The sequence below is a fragment of the Grimontia sp. AD028 genome (genome assembly GCF_000973155.1).
Taxonomy (GTDB): domain Bacteria; phylum Pseudomonadota; class Gammaproteobacteria; order Enterobacterales; family Vibrionaceae; genus Enterovibrio; species Enterovibrio indicus.
In genome coordinates, this window is sequence record NZ_LASY01000080.1 from 1 (window position 1) to 20,373 (window position 20,373).

Genomic DNA, 20,373 nt, shown 5'->3' on the forward strand with positions numbered 1-20,373 from the left:
TATTCTACAATCAAATTTTTTAACGCAGTTATTGAGCATTTTAACAAGCTAGGATGAGCAGATATTTACTACGATTGGTATCATTTCTTAAATCTGGATGGAACCAGCTCATTGCGGTGAGTGTTCATCAGTACCGCCATCGGCACCAGATAAATCCAGCCGACCTTAATCGTCAGGACAGCCAGAGACACGGTCGTCACTCTCACCAAATACTTATTGATGGTTTGCAACACAACGACTTTCTCTTGGGTTTATTTTGTTTTTCTTGTACCCCGGAAGTATACATTTTGGGCAGAAAGTCACAAGTTGAGAGCATCTTCTGCCAGCCCATCAGACATAAAAAAACCGACGGCTTTCACCATCGGCTTTTTCTGAGACTCGTTGTCAGTTTTACTGACGCAGTGCGCGCTCACCACGAGCAATACCCACCACACCACTTCGTGCGACTTCGATGATGTCGGTGACATCTTTCATCGCTGCGATGAAGGCTTCAATCTTGTCGCTTGAGCCTGCAATCTGCACGGTGTAGAGCGAGTTAGTCACGTCCACGATCTGGCCACGGAAGATGTCTGCAGTGCGTTTTACTTCTGCACGGGCAAAGCCGCTCGCTTTCACTTTCACCATCGCCAGTTCACGTTCAATGTGCTCTGACTCGGTCACATTACTCACTTTCAGCACGTCAATCAGCTTGTGCAGTTGTTTCTCAATCTGCTCGCGCTCAGACGCCTTAACTACGGTGGTCGTGATGTTCAAGCGGGACAGCGTTGGATCGTCTGTCGGGGAAACCGTCAGGGATTCAATGTTGTAGCCACGCTGTGAAAACAGGCCAACTACGCGAGACAATGCGCCCGGTTCGTTTTCCATCAAAATCGATACAATACTGCGCATTATGTTCTCTCCGTCTTGCTCAACCACATTTCATTCATTGCACCACCACGCACCTGCATTGGATAAACGTGCTCTGTTTCATCCACGCTGATGTCGAAGAAGACCAGTTTGTCTTTCATCGCCAGACCACGTGCCAGCTCGCTTTCCAGCTGAGCCGGATCACTGATGCGAATACCTACGTGACCGTAAGCTTCTGCAATTGCAGCAAAATCAGGCACCGAATCCATGTATGAGTGAGAGTGACGACCTTGATAAATCATGTCCTGCCACTGCTTCACCATGCCGAGGAAGCGGTTGTTGAGGTTGATAATTTTGACGGGGATATCGTATTGCAGCGCCGTCGACAGTTCCTGAATGTTCATTTGGATACTGCCGTCACCGGTCACACACAGCACTTCTGCATCAGGGATTGCGAATTTCACACCCATCGCCGCAGGCAAACCGAAGCCCATGGTGCCGAGACCACCGGAGTTGATCCAGCGACGTGGCTTATCAAACGGGTAGTAAAGCGCAGCAAACATTTGGTGCTGGCCAACGTCCGATGCCACGTATGCATCACCATTGGTGAGCTTATAGACCGCTTCAATCGCTTGCTGCGGCTTGATGCGTTCGTTATTCGTTTCGTAAGCCAAACACTTACGTTCGCGCCATACGTTGATGTTGTTCCACCAAGCGTCCAGTGCGGCTTCATCGTTCGTGCCGCCCTGCTCGGTCAGGATCTTCAGCATGGTGTTCAGTACCACGTCTGCTGAACCGACGATCGGGATGTCAGCCGAAACGGTTTTTGAAATGCTCGATGGGTCGATGTCGATGTGCATGACCTTGGCATTTGGACAGTATTTCTCGAGGTTATTCGTCGTACGGTCATCGAAGCGGACACCAATACCAAAGATCAGATCCGCATTGTGCATCGCCATATTGGCTTCGTACGTGCCGTGCATGCCCAGCATGCCCAGCGATTTGTCACCCGTACCCGGATAAGCACCAAGGCCCATCAGTGTACTGATAACAGGAATATTCAGTGTGTCTGCCAGCGTTTTAATTTGCTCGCCACACTCAGAAATGATGGAACCGCCGCCGATGTACAGTACCGGCTTTTTCGCTTCGAGCAGGGCTTTCAGGCCACGCTTAATTTGCCCTTTATGACCCGAGGTTGTCGGGTTGTAAGAACGCATAGACATGCTTTCCGGGTACTCGTAAGGGAACTTGTTTGCTGGGTTCAGCATGTCTTTTGGCAGATCGACAACCACAGGACCTGGGCGGCCGGTTGATGCCAAATAGAAAGCTTTCTTGATGATTTTTGGAATGTCTTCGGTGTTTTTCACCAAAAAGCTGTGTTTTACGATAGGGCGCGAGACACCCACCATGTCACATTCCTGGAAAGCATCGTTACCAATCAGGTTACTCATGACCTGACCGGACAACACTACCATTGGAACTGAATCGTAATACGCGGTCGCGATACCGGTAATGGCGTTGGTTGCGCCTGGCCCTGAAGTCACCAGTACAACACCGACTTCGCCGGTTGCACGGGCATAGCCATCGGCCATGTGAACGGCTGCTTGTTCATGGCGAACGAGAACGTGCTCGATATCGCTTTTCTCATGCAGTGCATCATAGATATCCAAAACCGATCCGCCCGGATACCCAAATATATGTTTTACGCCTTGGTCGATCATCGAACGAACGACCATGTCGGCTCCTGACAACATTTCCACTATATGCCTCCATGTATGCATAGTTTAGGACTTATTTGTAGCCTAGAGATGGATGTCGGCGTGACTACCTGTTTGCCGCCAATCCATGCCAGCTATGCTTTTGATTCCGGTCGTAACAAGAATCAAAAAAGCTTCCACTTTTCCCGCTTTTTTGGGCTGGCTGACGCCAGTTGCTCACTACGGTTAAAGCACTGTCAACTTTAACGCTTTGTTAGCAAATATGTCTATTGGTTAACTCAGATTCCCATTAATACTCTGATTGGGTAAAGTTTCATCACTAAAGACTCTGCCCGAGCCACTTCAATTAGCATTCACTGCTAAAAACCCACTCATTGACAATATTTACTGTTCAGAAGATGGGTGTTTCAGCGTATGACAAAAGTATGTTTTTGGCTGTTACCGACAGATTTTCAGGGAAGTAGCACGTTAAGGACACTTTAACGCCACTTTCCTTGCGGGAATTTAGGGAAAGTAGCAATAAAAAACCCGGCTCAGTGGCCAGGTTTTTCAATCAAATCAGGATCAGCTGTGCTTCTTGTACATGGCTTCGATTTGTTTCTTGTAGCGCTCTAAGATCACCTTACGGCGTAGCTTCAGCGTAGGCGTCAATTCGCCTTGTGCCATGGAGAACTCAGAAGGCAGTAGGGTGAACTTCTTCACCTGCTCAAACTTCGCAAGCTCTTTTTGCAGCTCTTCGACGCGCTTTTCGAACATTTCCACCACTTCACTGTGCTTAATCAGCTCCATGCGGTCATGGTATTTGATGTTCAGCTCTTTCGCCCAGGTTTCAAGTGATTCAAAGCAAGGCACAATCAGTGCAGACACAAAATGGCGCGCGTCTGCTACAACAGCGATTTGCTCAATAAAGTGGTCTTTACCTAGCTTACCCTCAATGACCTGTGGAGCGATGTATTTACCCCCAGAGGTTTTCATCAACTCTTTGATGCGGTCAGTGATAAACAGGTTGCCCTGAGCATCAATATGGCCTGCATCACCGGTTTTCAGGAAGCCATCCGCCGTGAAAGTTTCCGCTGTCTCTTTTGCCTTGTTGTAGTAGCCGCGCATCACCATTGGGCCGCGCACCAGAATTTCGTTGTTCTGGCCAATCTTCACTTCTGCATTCGGCATTGGCATACCGATAGAATCCGGGTCAAAGCTACCGCTGTCCCAGCAAGAGATGGTGGCGGTGGTTTCGGTCATGCCGTAACCCAGCTTCACGTTCACCCCAATGGCATGGAAGAAGCGACCAATAGTCGGCTCCAGTTTTGCACCGCCACAAGGCATCATGGTGATATTACCACCCAGCAATTGGCGCAGTTTACTGAGCACCAGTTTGTCTGCCATGCGGTGAGCGCTTTTCAGCCACGGCGCTGGTTTCTTGCCTTTACGGGTAATTTCCGCCATCAGGTTGCCGATATATACCGCGGCGCGGAACATGCCCTTTTTCACCGGACTCGCTGTCGCCACTTTCTCGTGAACGGCGCTGTAGATTTTCTCGTAGAAGCGCGGAACCGCACACATCACGGTTGGTTTAACTTCCTGCAACGCTTCGCGGATGGCATTGGTGTTAGACAGGTAGCAATTGGTCGCACCGTGGTGCAGGACGTAAAAGCTCCAGCAACGCTCAAACACGTGGGACAGCGGCAGGAATGCCAGTGATACTTCGTTCTCACTGATCCCCAACACCTTATCGTGGCTTTCAATCTGTGCCGCGACATTGGCATAATCCAGCATCACGCCTTTTGGCTCGCCCGTGGTGCCTGAGGTGTAAATCAATGTCATCAGATCGCTCATTGAAGCATCTGCAATACGCGCCTGCATTTCCTGCTCGACATTGTCATTGGCTGTTTGCAGAAACGCTTCCCAGCTTTGACCCATTTCATGGCCGGCAAAATCGACGTTATCAGTAAAGCTGACAATCTTTTCCAGCGCTGGGCAGCTTGCTGCAATCGACATCGCGGCATCTGCCTGCGATTGGTCACCAACAAACAGAATACGCACACCGGCATCGCGCAGGATATATGCAGCCTGATCGGGAGTGTTGGTTGGATAAATTGGCACTGGTACGCAGCGCACCTGAAGTGCGGCAATATCCGCAATACTCCATTCCGCACAGTTGTTGGCAAAAATGCCGATTTTGTCCTGCACAGCGAGGCCTGAAACCAGCATCGCTTTTGAAGCTGCATCAATACGCTCACCGAACTGACGCCAGCTCATTTCGCCCCAGGTATTTCCTTGTTGGAAACGCAGTGCGACTTTTTCGCCTTGAGCTTTTACCTGCTCGCGAATTCGGTTAACGATATGAAGTTCCAGCGCCATTTAATTCTCTCTCAGCACGTGGTGCGTCCCTTTAGAATGCATGTTGGGACGACGAAAAAATTTAGCTAACACTTGTAAGCTAAAACTCAGGCAGCAGTGTAATGACTCCCCCATCAATTACAAGAAAAAGCGCAGCCAAAGCGGTTAAAATCTAGGCAGTAATTTTGACGAACACTGTTCATTTCAGAGTACACTTGTTCTCTCAACTTTCAGAAAAGTTGTAACAGGCTGTAATCAATAGGGTCTGTCGCCCCTGAAAGCGTGATTCGACGGGGAACAATAGGCACAAAAAAACCGGCATAAGCCGGTTTTTCATCATTATTCTGGGTATTTCTACGCGGTTTATACCAGCGAATTGCCGCAGATAGACAGCAGTTGATCGCGCATCCAAAGATGCCCTTTGTCTTTCTCTGCAGAAGCGTGCCAGCTCAGGTAACCGCTGATACGATTGTTATCAAGCGGCAGTGGCAACATTTTCAGGTTATCACGATGATGACCTGCTTCCACCATCCAGCGTGGGGCCACAGCCACCAGTTGCGATTGGCTGACAACGTACAGGATATTGCTCAGACTTACGCCCTGATACGCCTCGCGGTAACGGCCATCACGGTAAAGTGCTTCTGCATAACCCTGCATTTCGCCGTTATGTTTTAAAACCGCATGCGCTTCGCTGGTCAGCTCTTTGGCGGTAATACTGTCGCTAAGACGCGGGTGATTTTTGCTCGCCACAACCACCAGCTCATCGTTGAACATTTCTGTGCTGCTGAAACCTGACTCATTGAAGTGCAGGTAATCAATCACAAAGTCCACTTCCTGATAACGCAGCTTGCGCGAAATATCGCGGTCAAACTCTGTTTCCACCTGAACCTTCACGCTTGGTGCCACGGAAGAAATGGTGTTCAGGATTTGCGGAACAAAACGCATGTCCGATGGGCTGCAAATCGCCAGACGGAAGGTACGGTTGCTGGTTTCAGGAATGAACACTGACGTTGGCAGTTCGTTCTTGATCAGCTGAATCGCCTGACGGATAGGGCCAAACAGTTGGCGCGCACGTTGCGTAGGCTTGATACCGCGACCGTTACGCACAAACAGTTCATCATTGAACATGACTTTCAGGCGTGACACTGCATTACTCACTGCAGGTTGTGACATGCCCAGACTCTGTGCGGCGCGCGTAATGTTCTGTTCCTGCATCACGGCATCAAACACTGTGATGAGGTTGAGATCCACACTTCTTAACGTCGTATCCGTACGGTTTTCAAAATTATTAACCGACTCTTTCTGCGTCATAGCAAAACCCTAAAGCAAGAGTAAATGGAAAGCATCCGTCGCCGTATTTACCGATCGACCCGAAAAGGAAATTTGAATTTGAGTAAGGTCGACAGCTATCAGTAAGGCAACGTTGCCTGCTCATGCCCCAGCTTAATGAGCGTAACTGAACACACGCTAACCAAGGCACCAACTTAGTAACATGGTGAGATAAATGCGCCCCAGTAAATTGTTATAAAATCATGTCCATCGAAAATATGAAAAACCTAAAACATCAACAAAAAAGAGGCTGATAATCAGCCTCTTAGATCTAAAAATACAGACTTATGTCTTGTTAGTTACACATTCATTTCATCAATGCTGGCGAAGGCTTTTATTTGCTTGCGATGGCAACCTCATGCTGAACATGGCACGCTTTCGGGTCTTTTGTGGCCAAAAATCTGAGAGAAGGTCGGTGACATGCTCAGGAAAAGACACCTGCGACCACAAGGATTCACGCAGCGCCGGAAAGGTGCTGAGATCCCCTTTTCCCAGCCAAGCTGCCAACTCTGTTGCCACCGACGGATATTTCACCCGACTGCTCTCGGACAGATCAAGCCACTCGCGAATGGTGCCGACATCCAAAGACTCCATCGTGCTTGCCAGCCCTAAGGTGTCCAAGGTGGACACATTACTTTGTTGTTCAAACTGACCATTGAGCGGTTTGAGCAACAGTTTCTTACCCAGCAACAGTGCTTCTGAAGGCAGTTCAAATCCACCATTGGCTATCACACCATTGCAGTTCGCCAAAGCCTGATGGAAAACCGTTTTACTTAGTGGCCGGATATCAACGTTCTCATCCATCCGCGCTTCCTGACATGATGGATGGAAACAGATAAACCGCTGCGGAAAATGTTGTAGTACCCGAACAACCTCTTCCAGATTTTCAAACGGAAGATACGTCAAAATGGTGCCATTTTTAGTGGGTTCCACCATTTTAAGATCAATGATCGGCGGTAAAATTGGCTGATTGAAGTGGTACCAGTGCAAGCCGATTTTCGTCTCTGTCGGTGCAAAGTAATGCATGATGAGTTTATCCAGCAGGGATTGCCCCTGCTTAGGCACGTCAAAGGCAAACGCAGACTGGTGACTGACGGACACCGTCGGCACACCTTGTCGTCTGGCAGCATGTGCCGAAACCGGCTCAAAGTCAGAAACCACCAGGTCATAGCCCGACACATCCTGCTCGCGCACTTCGCGGACGAACGACACTAGACTGTTGTTCAACGCGGTTTTCAGCATGCTGACTTTCCCCGCCTCGCTGACAAAGGTGAGCCCGCGACGCACTTCATACTCCCCGAACACGTCCATATCAAAATACTCCGATGCTGGACGGCCAGAGAACAGGAACTTCACCTCAACATGTGGCAGATTGGAAAAAGCGTCTGCCATCGCACGTGCACGGGAAATATGCCCATTCCCCGTTCCTTGTACGCCATAAAGTATTTTCATGTAGGTTCTCGTTGTTGTTTTCCGCTCGTCAGGCCATCAAAGCTAATGACGCGCAGGCCAATCCAAGCAGGGCACCGACGATAACATCAGTAATGAAATGAACACCAAGCAACACACGGGAAGCGCCAATCGCAGCGGCCCATCCCCAGTAGACATGGCTGAATTCGGGATAGAAGTGGCTCAGCAATGCCGCCATCACAAACGCTGCCGCCGTATGTCCGGAAGGCATGCTGTAGAGATCAGACGGCGTAATAAATGCAGGAAGGTGTTGTGGTCTAGCTCGGCGGAAACGTCTTTTCAGCCACATAAAAAGAGGGACTTCTATGGCAAACGCCATCAGACCGACGATCAGGAAATGCAGACCTTGCATACCGCCGAAAAGCGCAAGCAGAACGCCTATTGCCGCATAAAGGTGACCGTCTCCACTTTTAGAGACCCAACGGAAAATCCGTGCGATATCCGCACTGAAACGGTGATTTAGGCAAAGGGTGGACACGGCATTATCCACCCTTTGGATAGCGACGAGACTCCGCATTCATCTGCTCCAATTCTTCACGTTACCGTTTCAGATTAGGAGTCAGGAATGACAGTCCCGTGACGCTTTGCAGACGACTTGATGAACTTTTAAGCAAAATCTCCGTGCAGAGACTCGTGCTTTTTCACTTTGCCGAAGTCCGCCAATATGGCGTACGCAGCCGGGATCATAAACAGCACCAACAGTGTCGATGTAAAAATCCCGAACACAATGGAAATCACCAAGGGTTTCACTACCTGAGCCTGCAAACTGGTTTCCAATAGCAGCGGCAGTAAGCCAGCAGCCGTCGTCAGTGATGTCAGGAAGACGGCGCGGAAACGCTCCTGGCTGGCACGCACCACGGCATCATAAATATCTTCACCTTCATCCAAATGGTGACGGATATATTGCACCAGCAAGATGGAGTCATTCACCACCACACCCGCCAGCGACACGAAACCCATCAGGCTTGGCATACTGAGCGGGTGCCCCAGCAGCCAATGCCCCCACAGCACACCAATTAAGGCAAGCGGGATGGCAATCAAGACCACAAAGGGTTCAAGATAGCTGCGGAATTGATAACTCAGGATAACGAAGATACCGAACAAGCCCAGAGCAAAACCAATGCTCATGGATTGACTGGTCTCAGCCGTGTCCTGACTCTGGCCTTCAAACAACACGCGTAGCCCCAGATATTTCGTTTCCAGCTCTGGGATCACATCGCGTTTTAATTGCGCCAAAACATCACCAATACTGACCTGGCTTTGTACCACATCACCATAAACACTCAGCGTTCGCATGCCATCAATGCGCTGGATACGCACGAAGTTACGTTGATAATTGAGCTCTGCGGCGGTAGAAAGCGGTACCTGACTGCCATCAGGCAATACAATCGGGAAATTGGCAAAGCTTTGCAGGCTGGCGGCATCATCACTGTCGAGGCGAACATCTATCTCGATGCTCTCAGGGCCGACCTGAATTTCATCTGCCGTTTGACCAAAGTATGCGGCGCGAAGCTGACGGGCTATTAACTGGCCGTTGATGCCAAAGGCTTCAGCACCGGGACGTAGCGTGACTTTCACTTCTTCCTTGCCGGGGCGCATGTCATCGAGCACCCCTGATACGCCCTGAAACTGGCTGATAAACTGCTGGATGGCGACCGAGGCTTGTTTCAACTCGTTCAAATCGTCATGTTGCAAGCGAATATCAAAGTCGCGTCCACCCGGTCCAAACGCAGGCTGCTTGAACACCATGGAGATAGGGTCGGTCAGCACACCGGTTTCTTTTTCCCAATCTGAGATGAAGTCATCAATCAAGGTGCTGCGGATCTCCGCGCTCAACAAATCAAGCCTCACTGTCGCGATATGCTGACCACTTTCATCGGCATCGGCGTTAAAGTTGAATTGCTCAGTGATGTGCTCCACCAAAGGCTGACCACTTTCATTTTCTTCACTTAGTCGCGCACCCACTCGATTCGCTGAGGCAACCAGTGCCGCGACGACAGCCTCGGTTTGTGCCAGCGAAGAGCCGGGCGGCAATATGACGCGGGCTTCCGCAATATCCCCATCGAGCTCAGGAAAGCCGACAAACCGCAGTTGACCGGATGCCAGCAGTGAAACTGAAATCAAAAGCATGGCTATCACCCCTCCCACAAAGGGATAACGCCATTTCACGGCACTGGTGACCAACTCCGCCAGCTTACCTGCACGGAAGGCTTCAAATTTCTCAAGGAAAATGCGCTTGAAGGCCAAATCAGGTTTTGGCGCTTTGGCTTTCGCCAAAGAATGCTGCAAGTGATGCGGCAGGATAAGGAAGGCTTCCACAAGACTGAGCGTCAGTACCAGGATCAACACCATAGGCACTACCCGGAGTACCGCTCCCATCTCTCCTTGCAAAAAGATCAGACTCCCGAAAATACACACAGTAGTGAGATAAGAAGACACCACGCCGGGAAGTACCTTCTTGACCCCGTTGACTACTGCTTCTTCGAGTTTCTGTCCCCGATCGATGTGTGATGCGATGGATTCGGATATCACAATGGCGTCATCCATCATGATACCGATAGCCATTAGGAGCGCGACCAGCGACATGATATTGATGGAAAGCCCAAGTTGCGCCATCAAAAAGAAGCTGCCGAGGAAGGCAACGGGTAAGCCTGCAGCCACCCAGAATGAATAGCGCAGCGAGAAGAACATCCACATCACACCAAATACCAGAATCACCCCTTGCCAGGCATTGCGGGTCATCATGGTCAGGCGATCCCAAAGGAGCGACGAGAAATCATTGGTAAGGTTGAGCGTCACGCCATTTGGGGTACGGGTCCGTTCGTCATCAACAAACTGCGCGACTTTTTCTTTGATACGAAGGGCATCGTCAGCTTTGTTTTTGCTGATTTTAAGCAGCGCCGAAGGTTTACCATCAAACCACACCTGCTGTTCATCAAGCTCAAAGCGCTCGGTCAGGGTGGCGATATCCTGCAGACGAATCACGCCGCCGTCGCTGTCTGCGGCAACCACGATTTGCCCCAATGTGTCAGCGGCAATCCGTCTTTCGTCAAAGCGTATGAGCAGGCTCTTGTTATCAAGCTCAACGTTACCGCTAGGGAGGTTAATGTTCTGCGCACTGACCTGAGCGGCAATATCAGAAACACTTAACCCCAGCTGGCGAAGTGCACTCTCTCGCACTTCGATGCGGATTTGCTTGCCCGAGAAGCCAGCCACGCTGACCAGCGGAACGTTGTAATCACGTTTGAGTGTCTGTTTGAGATCTTCTGCGTAGGCTTTGAGCCCCACCCAATCGGTATCAGCAGCAATCGCCACATCTACCACGGGTTCATTCCAATCCAACTCACGCACCACTGGCGGCTCAATATCGCTCGGGAAGTTGTTGATGGCGTTGATTTGGGTTTGGATGTCCACCAGCATGCGGGAGATATCAGCTTGGGCATCGAGCTTCACCACTAACCCTGCCGAGCCTTCCACTGCCTCACAGCGGGTTTCAACGATGTTAGAAAGACCATCTACCGCGTCTTCCATCAACAGACAGATATTTTGCTCTACCTGCTCAGGGCTGGCACCGGGATACACTACCGTGGCGAGAATAAAAGGCGGCGCAAATTCCGGAAAGGTTTCACGCTTGAGTTGTGGCAGTGACGTTAACCCAAGAAGGATCAACGTCAGCATCAGCAAGTTAGCGGCTGTCGGGTGACGGGCGAAAAAACGTATCATGATGCCTCCCCGTTCACCGCATTGTTTTCTACCACGTCACCGTTTAGGGTCACCGCGCGAAGTTCCATTCCTGGCACGGCGGGTAGAAGATCGTTCAGCACCAACTGCTGACCCGCTTTCAGATCCCCGGCGATCGCAACGCTCTCTCCACGCCTGAACAAAATGGATACCGGTATCACTTTCAACGCACCGTCTTCCATCAGATAGACCTTGTCACCGCGAAGGGCGCGCTCTGGGATCACCCAATGGGAAGCGGGTTTGCCTTCAATCGTCGCTTTAACAAACATGCCATTAACCAGACTTGGCTGGGCAGCAATCCCCTGTTTTTGCTCTTCGCCCAGTGCAATTTCGAGGATAACGCCGACCGTCGCCTGATTCAGGCTGACCGTATCACTGAGACGCGCCACCTTGGCAGGCCATTCCTCTTTAAAGCTACCGCTGGAAAGATTCACACTCGCATTGAGCTGATGCAGTTTCTCGGCAAAACCCTCGCTTTGCTCGCCGTTTAAGGTGTCGAAAACCGTCTGCATGTCATGAATGGAGACCTGCGCATCCACCTCTACTGCCCCAAGACCGTGGGCGACCACCATCACCTGCTGCGGCGTAACGACCTGATCACGTTCGATATTTACTTCCGCAATGCGGCTGTCGACAGGCAAGACGATTTGGGTTTTATCGAGGTTTCTCTGGGCTTGCTCCAGCGCCAGATTACTTGCTTCAAGTTCTGATTCAGTGATGCGTTTTTCGTCCGGCAGGACTTTTAGCTGAGCTTCAAGATCCTGAACACGAGTTTGCTGAGAAAGGAAAGCTTGCTGTTCATTATCTAAGTCTGACTGAGAGGTTAACCCTTTCTGACGCAGGTTCTTTTGTCGCGTCAGTTCGTCTCGACTAAGGGCCAGTCTGCGCTTCTCTATCGCCAGCGTGGTTTTCAGATTGGATTCATCCAGCTCCAGTTTCGCCAAACGCGCTTCCCGAACACTCACATCTGCCTGAGCCTGTGCAACCGCCAGTTGATAGTCAGTCGGGTCGATGCGTAATAGCTCAGTGCCTGCGGGCAGCACTCGTCCTTTTTCCAAAGCAGGATTGCGGTAAATCACTTTGCCGTTCACTTCCGCAATTGCCTGCCAAGTGAGCTTCGGTGTCACCCGGCCAAAACCGGTGACCACTGGGGCGATATCAGATTGCTCTAAAGTGATGACATCCACCGCTCGTGCTTTCGATTGGGCGGGTTTCACAGGCACATCAGGCCTGCTGCTTATCGCAATGAAGAGCACCGCGATACCGACAGCCAAGGCGGGAAAGAAAAGCAGTTTACGGCGAAGTGTCATAGTGTGTTGTCTCCCTGAACCTTGAAAATTCCGTGTTGCAGCAGTGCGGCGTTGTGTTTGGCGAGTTTTTCCAGAAAAGCGCTGTCCATAGTGATCCCTTGAATGTCAGCGAGCGCCGTGGGAATGATAAATGGAAACACCATCAAGCTTGAGAAGCTCATTCGTGCCAGTTCCGGATCGATATCTGTTCTCAAAGCGCCTTTTTCCTGTAGACGCTGAAAGAGTAATTGATGAAGAGGCAAGAGAATGTCCTGAAACAGCTTTTCGACCACCTGTCGCTGCTGATCGTCTTCATCCAGCATCATGCTACGGAAGATCAGCGTGGGTAGATTAGGTCCTGTAGACATCTCGCGGTAAAACGTACTCACAACATCGTTAACGCTTTCAATTTTCCCTTCTTCAACCGCCTGGCGCATTCGGGTAATCATTGGGGCCGCAGTTTCCCTGACCATGGCCTCAAACAAACCAGCTTTATTGCCAAAGTAATAGCGGATCATCGCCACATCGACACCAGCATTTTCTGCAATACGGCGTGTCGATACCTTGTGATAGGGTTGTTTGTGGAAAAAGCGTTGGGCTTCGCTGATCAGCGCAGCTCTGGCATCAGAGCGTCCCAATGGTCGACCCGGCTTTTTGGTCATGGCATCATCCGTAATTCATCAGCGTTGAATTTATACTACTCCCTGTTTGGTCTCTTTTCGCACAATTTAATTCCCTAGATCATAGGATTGTGATGAATTTCTGTTCAAAAAACAGACACAGATGAATACTCTGGTTTTTGACTTAAAAAGCAGTTTTTTAAACCACAGTTAACATTATGAGTGACGCTTTCTTGTTATTTTCTAATTTGATATTGACGCTTTAGTAAGCTGTTTGGTATTCATTTGTGCAGACATCTTTAGAGAACTGTTACAAATGATGAAACGCATTTTCCTTCTAGACCTTCTACTTCTCGTGAATTGTTCGCGCGGGTAGGTCATGGATTGAAAACAGTTTTCACCTGACACACGAAACCCGCGCCAAGGCGCGGGTTTTTTGTATGACCTGCCAAAGGTGCGGAGTACAACCTAATAACGGCACATGAGGGAACGACCATGAAAGACCAAGTCATCATATTTGACACCACATTACGCGACGGCGAACAAGCGCTGTCCGCCAGTTTGACTGTAAAAGAGAAGTTGCAGATTGCACTGGCGCTGGAGCGTCTGGGTGTTGATGTGATTGAAGCTGGCTTCCCTGTTTCAAGCCCGGGTGATTTCGAATCCGTCCAGACGATTGCAAAATCGGTCAAGAATAGCCGCATTTGTGCTTTGTCCCGTGCTGTCGATAAAGATATCGACGTCGCTGCTGAATCCCTCAAAGTTGCCGAAGCGTTCCGTATTCACACTTTCCTTTCTACTTCTACTATCCACGTTCAGGACAAACTGCGCCGTAGCTACGACCAGGTTGTTGAAATGGGTGTGAATGCCGTCAAACGCGCTCGTCGCTACACAGATGACGTGGAATTCTCCTGTGAAGATGCGGGTCGTACACCGATTGACAACCTGTGCCGCATGGTAGAGGAAGCCATCAAAGCCGGCGCAACAACTGTTAATATTCCCGATACTGTGGGCTACACCGTACCGGGTGAGTTCGGTGGCATCATCGAAACCCTGTTCAACCGCGTGCCAAACATCGACAAAGCAGTGATTTCGGTTCACTGCCATGATGATTTGGGCATGTCTGTGGCTAACTCGATTGCTGCAGTTCAAGCAGGTGCGCGCCAGATTGAAGGCACCATCAACGGTATCGGTGAACGTGCCGGTAACTGTGCGCTGGAAGAGATTGCGATGATCATCAAAACCCGCGGCGAGTTGTTAGGCGTGGAAACAGGTATCAATCACAAAGAAATCAGCCGCACCAGTAAGATGGTTAGCCAACTGTGTAATATGCCTATTCAGTCCAACAAAGCGATTGTCGGCACCAATGCATTCAGCCATAGCTCTGGTATTCACCAAGACGGTATGCTGAAGAACAAGAACACTTATGAAATCATGACGCCAGAGTCGATTGGTCTGGGTCAAAAAGCATTGAACCTGACCAGCCGTTCAGGCCGCGCCGCGGTGAAAAGTCACATGGACACCATGGGCTACAGCGACAGTGACTACAACCTGGATAACTTGTACGAATCTTTCTTGAAACTGGCAGATCGCAAAGGTCAGGTTTTCGATTACGATCTGGAAGCCTTGATGTTCTTCAACAACTTGCAGGAAGAAGATGACTTCTACAAGTTGAAGTATCTGAGCGTACAAAGTGGCAGCGTAATGGCGACCACGACCGTCAGCCTGCAGTGTGGCGATGAAGAAGTCAGCGACGCTGCGATTGGTAACGGCCCGGTTGATGCGCTGTATCAGGTGATTTACCGCATAACGGGTTATGACATTGTGCTGGACAAGTTTGACCTGACCGCCAAAGGCGAAGGGGAAGATGGCTTGGGTCAGGCAGACATCATCGCTAACTACAAAGGCCGCAAGTACCACGGTACGGGCGTCTCAACAGACATTATTGAAGCCTCAGGTCAGGCATTGCTGCACGTGATTAACAGCATTTACCGCGCTGACCGCATCGCGCAAATAAAAGAACAAGCAACATTAAAAACGGAGACAGTGTAACCATGGCAGGCACCTATAAGATTGCCGTTCTACCGGGAGACGGTATTGGCCCGGAAGTGATGCAACAAGCCCACAAAGTTCTTGATGCCGTAAGCGCTAAATTTGGCATTAGCTTTGAGAAAACAGAATACGATGTCGGTGGCATTGCCATCGACAATCACGGCACTCCACTGCCAGATGCAACCCTCAAAGGCTGTGAAGCGGCTGATGCAGTGCTGTTTGGTTCAGTGGGTGGCCCTAAGTGGGAACACTTGCCACCGAATGAACAGCCTGAGCGTGGCGCACTGTTGCCACTGCGTAAGCATTTCCAGCTGTTCTGTAACCTTCGTCCGGCGCAGATTCATGCCGGCTTGGAAGCTTTCTCACCACTTCGTGCGGATATCTCTGAGCGTGGTTTTGACATCGTGGTGGTGCGTGAACTGACCGGTGGTATCTACTTTGGTCAGCCTAAAGGTCGTGAAGGTTCAGGCGCAGAAGAGAAAGCGTTCGACACGGAAGTTTACTATCGCTATGAAATCGAGCGTATTGCTCGCATAGCGTTTGAGTCTGCACGTCTTCGCCGCAAAAAGGTAATGTCAGTAGATAAAGCGAACGTATTGCAAAGCTCTATCTTGTGGCGTGAAGTGGTCGAAGAAATCGCGAAAGACTACCCAGATGTCGAGCTGTCACACATCTACATCGACAACGCGACCATGCAGCTGATCAAAGACCCATCGCAGTTCGATGTCATGCTGTGTTCAAACATCTTCGGTGACATCATCTCTGATGAGTGCGCAATGATCACAGGCTCCATGGGCATGCTGCCATCTGCAAGCCTCAACGACAGCAAGTTTGGCCTTTACGAGCCAGCAGGTGGTTCTGCACCGGATATCGCAGGTAAGAACATTGCCAACCCAGTGGCGCAAATCCTGTCTGCCGCTCTGATGCTGCGCTACAGCCTTGGCGAAGAAGACGCTGCACGTGCAATCGAAGCAGCGGTCAGCCAAGCGCTGGAAGCCGGCGAGCTAACGGCTGATCTGGCTGGCGATGCGACCCCGCTGACCACATCCGAAATGGGTGATAAGATTGCAGCGTATGTAAGCGAAGCCTAAGCGCACTGGAAGCACATAATTATTAAGGAAGACAGGGCAATGTCAGCGAAAACCCTTTACGAAAAAATCTACGACGCGCATATCGTCGTAGAAGCACCGGGCGAAACCCCGTTGCTGTATATCGACCGTCACTTGGTCCACGAAGTGACCTCTCCTCAGGCATTTGATGGCCTGCGTCAACACGGTCGTAAAGTGCGTCAGGTTTCTAAAACCTTCGCGACTATGGATCACAACGTTTCTACTGAGACCAAAGACATCAACGCCTCAGGCGAGATGGCGAAAATTCAGATGGAAACGTTGGCAAAGAACTGTGAAGAGTTCGGCGTCACCCTCTACGATCTGAACCACCCTTATCAGGGTATTGTTCACGTTATGGGTCCTGAGCTGGGTATTACTCTGCCAGGCACTACCATCGTTTGTGGCGATTCCCATACCGCAACCCACGGCGCGTTTGGTGCACTGGCATTCGGTATCGGTACCTCTGAAGTTGAACACGTACTCGCGACTCAAACACTGAAGCAAGGCCGTGCCAAGACCATGAAGATTGAGGTCAAAGGCAAAGTCGCTGAAGGCGTGACCGCGAAAGATATCGTTCTCGCGATCATCGGTAAAGTCGGCCACGCAGGTGGTACTGGTCACGTGGTTGAGTTCTGTGGTCAAGCGATTGAAGATCTGACCATGGAAGGCCGCATGACGGTCTGTAATATGGCGATCGAGCTGGGCGCAAAAGCGGGTCTGGTTGCACCGGATCAAACCACCTTTGAATACCTGCAAGGCCGCAAGTTCTCGCCAGCTGGCGCAGACTGGGATGCAGCTGTTGAATACTGGAACAGCCTGAAAACTGACGCGGACGCGGAGTTCGACACCATCGTCACGTTGGAAGCGGCAGACATCTCTAACCAAGTCACTTGGGGCACCAACCCAGGCCAGGTTGTGGGTGTGAACGATGTAGTTCCAGCACCAGAGAGCTTTAGCGATCCTATCGAGCGTCACTCTGCAGAGCGTGCGCTTCGCTACATGGGCATCGAAGCTGGCCAAAAAATCACTGACATCACCATCGATAAAGTGTTTATCGGCTCTTGCACCAACTCACGTATCGAAGACATGCGCGCCGCAGCGGCTGTCGCCAAAGGCCGTAAAGTGGCTGCAGGCGTTCAGGCGCTGGTGGTTCCTGGCTCCGAGCAAGTCAAAGCACAAGCAGAGCAAGAAGGTCTGGACAAGATTTTCGTCGAAGCTGGCTTTGAATGGCGTCTACCAGGTTGCTCTATGTGTCTGGCGATGAACAATGATCGCCTTGGGCCAAAAGAGCGCTGTGCATCCACCAGTAACCGTAACTTCGAAGGCCGTCAGGGTCGCGAAGGTCGTACTCACCTGGTGAGCCCAGCGATGGCTGCAGCTGCAGCCGTTGCCGGTCACTTCGTTGATGTGAACAGTTTATAAGGAGCCCACCATGTCAGGAATTAAACAACACACAGGCTTGGTGGCGCCGCTGGACGCAGCAAACGTCGATACTGATGCCATCATTCCAAAGCAATTTTTACAGAAAGTGACCCGCACCGGTTTTGGTAAGCACCTGTTTCACGACTGGCGTTTTCTGGATGATGCAGGTCAGCAGGACAACCCAGAGTTCGTACTGAACCAAGCACGTTACAAAGGCGCTAGTGTTCTACTGGCACGCGAGAACTTTGGTTGTGGTTCATCCCGTGAGCACGCACCTTGGGCGCTGGCTGATTTCGGCTTCAAAGTGATGATCGCGCCAAGCTTTGCGGACATCTTCTACGGCAACTCCATCAATAACCAGATGGTACCGGTTAAGCTGACTGAAGCAGAAGTCGACGAACTGTTTAAGTTTGTGGAAGCCAATGAAGGCGCGGAGATCGCGTTGGATCTGGAAGCGCAAACTGTGTCTGCCGGTGGCAAAACCTACTCGTTCGAAATCGACGAGTTCCGCCGTCACTGCTTACTGAATGGCCTAGACAGCATCGGGCTGACGCTGCAACACGAAGAAAAGATCGCAGAATACGAAAGTAAGATCCCTGCTTTTCTGGCGTAACAATTGGATTTATCAACTAAATCTCACAATAAAGCCGACTCTTTGAGTCGGCTTTTTCTATGCTGGTAAAAAGCCACGTCGACAAGGAAGGTCATGATGCGCCCAGTTCGTCACATCATCACTGCGATGGCAGTGTTGTTTTTCCTGAACTCAGTACAAGTGAGTGCCGAGACCAAGCTTATCTTTGACACGCCTACGACCTCAGAGGATAAAGCAGCTAAACAGTTGGTTGAGAACGTCGCCAAAGAGACAGTAAAACTGGTCAATGACTACGCTCCCCTTCCTGACACATTGACCATCCGTTTTGGAAATCTAGACGGGCCACTCTTTGACCCCGAAACCACAACTATTCAAATGCCGTACGAATTTGTGCGTTACGCGAAAGAAAAATTCCAGAGCGTCCCTCCTTCCCACGAAGGTATTACACCGGATGAAGCCACGAAGGCATCGATTCTTCACACCTTGCTGCATGAATATGGGCATGCGTATCTTTTTCTGTGGGATTTCCCCGCACTCGGCAAAGAGGAAGACGCCGTCGACAGTTTTGCTACGCTATCCATTATTAGGTTTTATGACGCTGAAACCGCATTTATTGGCGTCGATCTTTTTGCCATCGAGGATATGGGCACAGAGTTCATCGATGATGTTTCCATGTGGGGAGAGCACAGTCTCGATGCCCAGCGTTACGCAAGATCGCTATGTTTGATCTACGGCAGCGATCCTGAGAAGTTTGAGGATTTAATGGATCCTGAGCTTGTCGAGGCAGAACGGGATTTGTTTTGTCCTTATGAATTTGAAACCCAGTCGCGCAACTGGTCAAGAGTGATAGAAATGCTCAGTGAAAGTGAATGAAAATAGTCACTCTCCGGTCTATTTTCACATTGTAGCTTTTCACTGAGTATCACCATGAAGCCAATTTTTGCACTATTACGTCCTTTGCTTTTGATCGCTTTTCTCTCGCCGGCAGTTGTATTCGCTGCCCCAAAAAGCGACCTCTGGCCTATTTGGGATAAGAGTAATGAGTCTAACTCTGCTTCGTTTGATCACAGCCATTGGCAGAAAATCCTGGACAAGTACCTTCTCGAAAAAGGCCAGCACAATCTTTTCAATTACAGCGCAGTCAGTCCGGCTGATAAGGCATTGCTCAGTCAATATCTGACTAATCTGACTGCTCTGGATCCTCGCAATTACAGCAAGGCTGAGCAGTTTGCTTACTGGGTAAATCTATACAATGCACTGACTATTCAACTTATTCTCGACGAGTACCCTGTAAAATCAATTACTAAACTGGGTGGCTTTTTAAGTTTTGGTCCTTGGGATGATGATGTTGCCAAAGTCGCAGGGCAATCATTGACGCTCAATGACATTGAGCACCGTATTCTTCGTCCCATCTGGAATGACTCACGTATTCACTACGCCGTTAACTGTGCCAGCCTTGGTTGCCCTAACCTCGCTACAACCGCGTTTTCCGCAGATAACAGTGAAGCGCTATTAGAAGCAGCAGCCAAGCAGTTCACCAACAGTAATAAAGGCGCCAGCATTGACGGTAATACTCTGACACTATCTTCGATTTATGACTGGTATGGCGTAGATTTCGGTAATAACGAGCAAGAAATACTAAAAGCCATCGACCAATACCGTGACGGCTCAAAGCTTGAAGGCTGGAAGGGTAAAATTAAATACGATTACGATTGGTCACTTAACCAACCTTAAAACGTATTTTGTTGAAAAACTAAAGACGGGCGCATTACGCGCCCGTTGCTATTTATATACCCAAACAACCTGAAGATGAAGGATTCAGCGAGATTGACTGGCGTTGTGATC

16 protein-coding genes are annotated in these 20,373 nt (G+C 50.1%); 6 read left to right on the forward strand and 10 right to left on the reverse strand.

Going from position 1 to position 20,373, the window contains the following annotated elements:
- Window positions 1-80 precede the first annotated feature (80 nt).
- The 10 genes from RN22_RS25185 to RN22_RS17535 form a co-directional block, all read right to left on the reverse strand.
- Window positions 81-233, reverse strand: coding sequence for a hypothetical protein (locus tag RN22_RS25185; RefSeq protein WP_165015808.1), 153 nt, complete (start codon window positions 231-233; stop codon window positions 81-83).
- Window positions 234-390: 157 nt separating this feature from the next.
- Entirely contained in the window at window positions 391-888 is a 498-nt protein-coding gene (ilvN, locus tag RN22_RS17495; RefSeq protein ID WP_002537707.1) for an acetolactate synthase small subunit, read from the reverse strand.
- The gene (locus RN22_RS17500) at window positions 888-2,606 is read right to left on the reverse strand and encodes an acetolactate synthase 3 large subunit (RefSeq protein ID WP_039849785.1); all 1,719 of its coding nucleotides are present in this window, start codon (window positions 2,604-2,606) and stop codon (window positions 888-890) included. The genes ilvN and RN22_RS17500 overlap by 1 nt, the downstream gene beginning before the upstream one ends.
- Before the next feature lie 522 nt (window positions 2,607-3,128).
- Window positions 3,129-4,925 carry a long-chain fatty acid--CoA ligase gene (locus tag RN22_RS17505; RefSeq protein ID WP_046306219.1) on the reverse strand — a complete coding sequence of 599 codons (1,797 nt, stop codon included), beginning with the start codon at window positions 4,923-4,925 and terminating at the stop codon, window positions 3,129-3,131.
- A gap of 342 nt (window positions 4,926-5,267) precedes the next feature.
- Complete coding sequence (gene leuO / locus RN22_RS17510) at window positions 5,268-6,215, reverse strand: transcriptional regulator LeuO (RefSeq protein WP_002537711.1); 948 nt, start codon at window positions 6,213-6,215, stop codon at window positions 5,268-5,270.
- 333 nt (window positions 6,216-6,548) lie between these two features.
- Window positions 6,549-7,685 (reverse strand): MJ1255/VC2487 family glycosyltransferase, encoded by a 1,137-nt coding sequence (locus RN22_RS17515; RefSeq protein ID WP_046306220.1) that lies wholly within the window; start codon window positions 7,683-7,685, stop codon window positions 6,549-6,551.
- A 28-nt stretch (window positions 7,686-7,713) separates the two neighbouring features.
- The gene (locus RN22_RS17520; protein WP_039849787.1) at window positions 7,714-8,220 is read right to left on the reverse strand and encodes a phosphatase PAP2 family protein; all 507 of its coding nucleotides are present in this window, start codon (window positions 8,218-8,220) and stop codon (window positions 7,714-7,716) included.
- An 89-nt stretch (window positions 8,221-8,309) separates the two neighbouring features.
- Window positions 8,310-11,426 carry an efflux RND transporter permease subunit gene (locus RN22_RS17525; protein ID WP_046306221.1) on the reverse strand — a complete coding sequence of 1,039 codons (3,117 nt, stop codon included), beginning with the start codon at window positions 11,424-11,426 and terminating at the stop codon, window positions 8,310-8,312.
- Window positions 11,423-12,754: an efflux RND transporter periplasmic adaptor subunit gene (locus tag RN22_RS17530; protein ID WP_046306222.1), complete on the reverse strand. Its 1,332-nt coding sequence runs from the start codon at window positions 12,752-12,754 to the stop codon at window positions 11,423-11,425. The genes RN22_RS17525 and RN22_RS17530 overlap by 4 nt, the downstream gene beginning before the upstream one ends.
- Window positions 12,751-13,395 (reverse strand): TetR/AcrR family transcriptional regulator, encoded by a 645-nt coding sequence (locus tag RN22_RS17535; RefSeq protein WP_046306224.1) that lies wholly within the window; start codon window positions 13,393-13,395, stop codon window positions 12,751-12,753. Before RN22_RS17535 ends, RN22_RS17530 begins: the two co-directional genes overlap by 4 nt.
- A 453-nt stretch (window positions 13,396-13,848) precedes the next feature.
- On the opposite strand from RN22_RS17535, the gene leuA reads away from it, so the two are divergent.
- The 6 genes from leuA to RN22_RS17565 all read left to right on the forward strand — a co-directional run bounded on the left by leuA (window position 13,849) and on the right by RN22_RS17565 (window position 20,262).
- Window positions 13,849-15,405, forward strand: a complete 1,557-nt coding sequence (leuA, locus tag RN22_RS17540) for a 2-isopropylmalate synthase (RefSeq protein ID WP_046306226.1) — start codon at window positions 13,849-13,851, stop codon at window positions 15,403-15,405.
- Between the two features lie 2 nt (window positions 15,406-15,407).
- Entirely contained in the window at window positions 15,408-16,496 is a 1,089-nt protein-coding gene (leuB, locus tag RN22_RS17545; protein WP_046306228.1) for a 3-isopropylmalate dehydrogenase, read from the forward strand.
- A gap of 39 nt (window positions 16,497-16,535) precedes the next feature.
- The gene (leuC, locus tag RN22_RS17550; protein ID WP_046306230.1) at window positions 16,536-17,936 is read left to right on the forward strand and encodes a 3-isopropylmalate dehydratase large subunit; all 1,401 of its coding nucleotides are present in this window, start codon (window positions 16,536-16,538) and stop codon (window positions 17,934-17,936) included.
- Window positions 17,937-17,946: 10 nt separating this feature from the next.
- A complete protein-coding gene (gene leuD, locus RN22_RS17555; RefSeq protein ID WP_046306232.1) occupies window positions 17,947-18,549 on the forward strand; it encodes a 3-isopropylmalate dehydratase small subunit in 603 nt (200 codons plus the stop codon).
- A gap of 93 nt (window positions 18,550-18,642) precedes the next feature.
- Window positions 18,643-19,401, forward strand: coding sequence for a DUF4344 domain-containing metallopeptidase (locus RN22_RS17560; RefSeq protein ID WP_082111434.1), 759 nt, complete (start codon window positions 18,643-18,645; stop codon window positions 19,399-19,401).
- Window positions 19,402-19,455: 54 nt separating this feature from the next.
- Window positions 19,456-20,262: a DUF547 domain-containing protein gene (locus RN22_RS17565; protein WP_046306233.1), complete on the forward strand. Its 807-nt coding sequence runs from the start codon at window positions 19,456-19,458 to the stop codon at window positions 20,260-20,262.
- The last annotated feature ends 111 nt before the right edge of the window (window positions 20,263-20,373 follow it).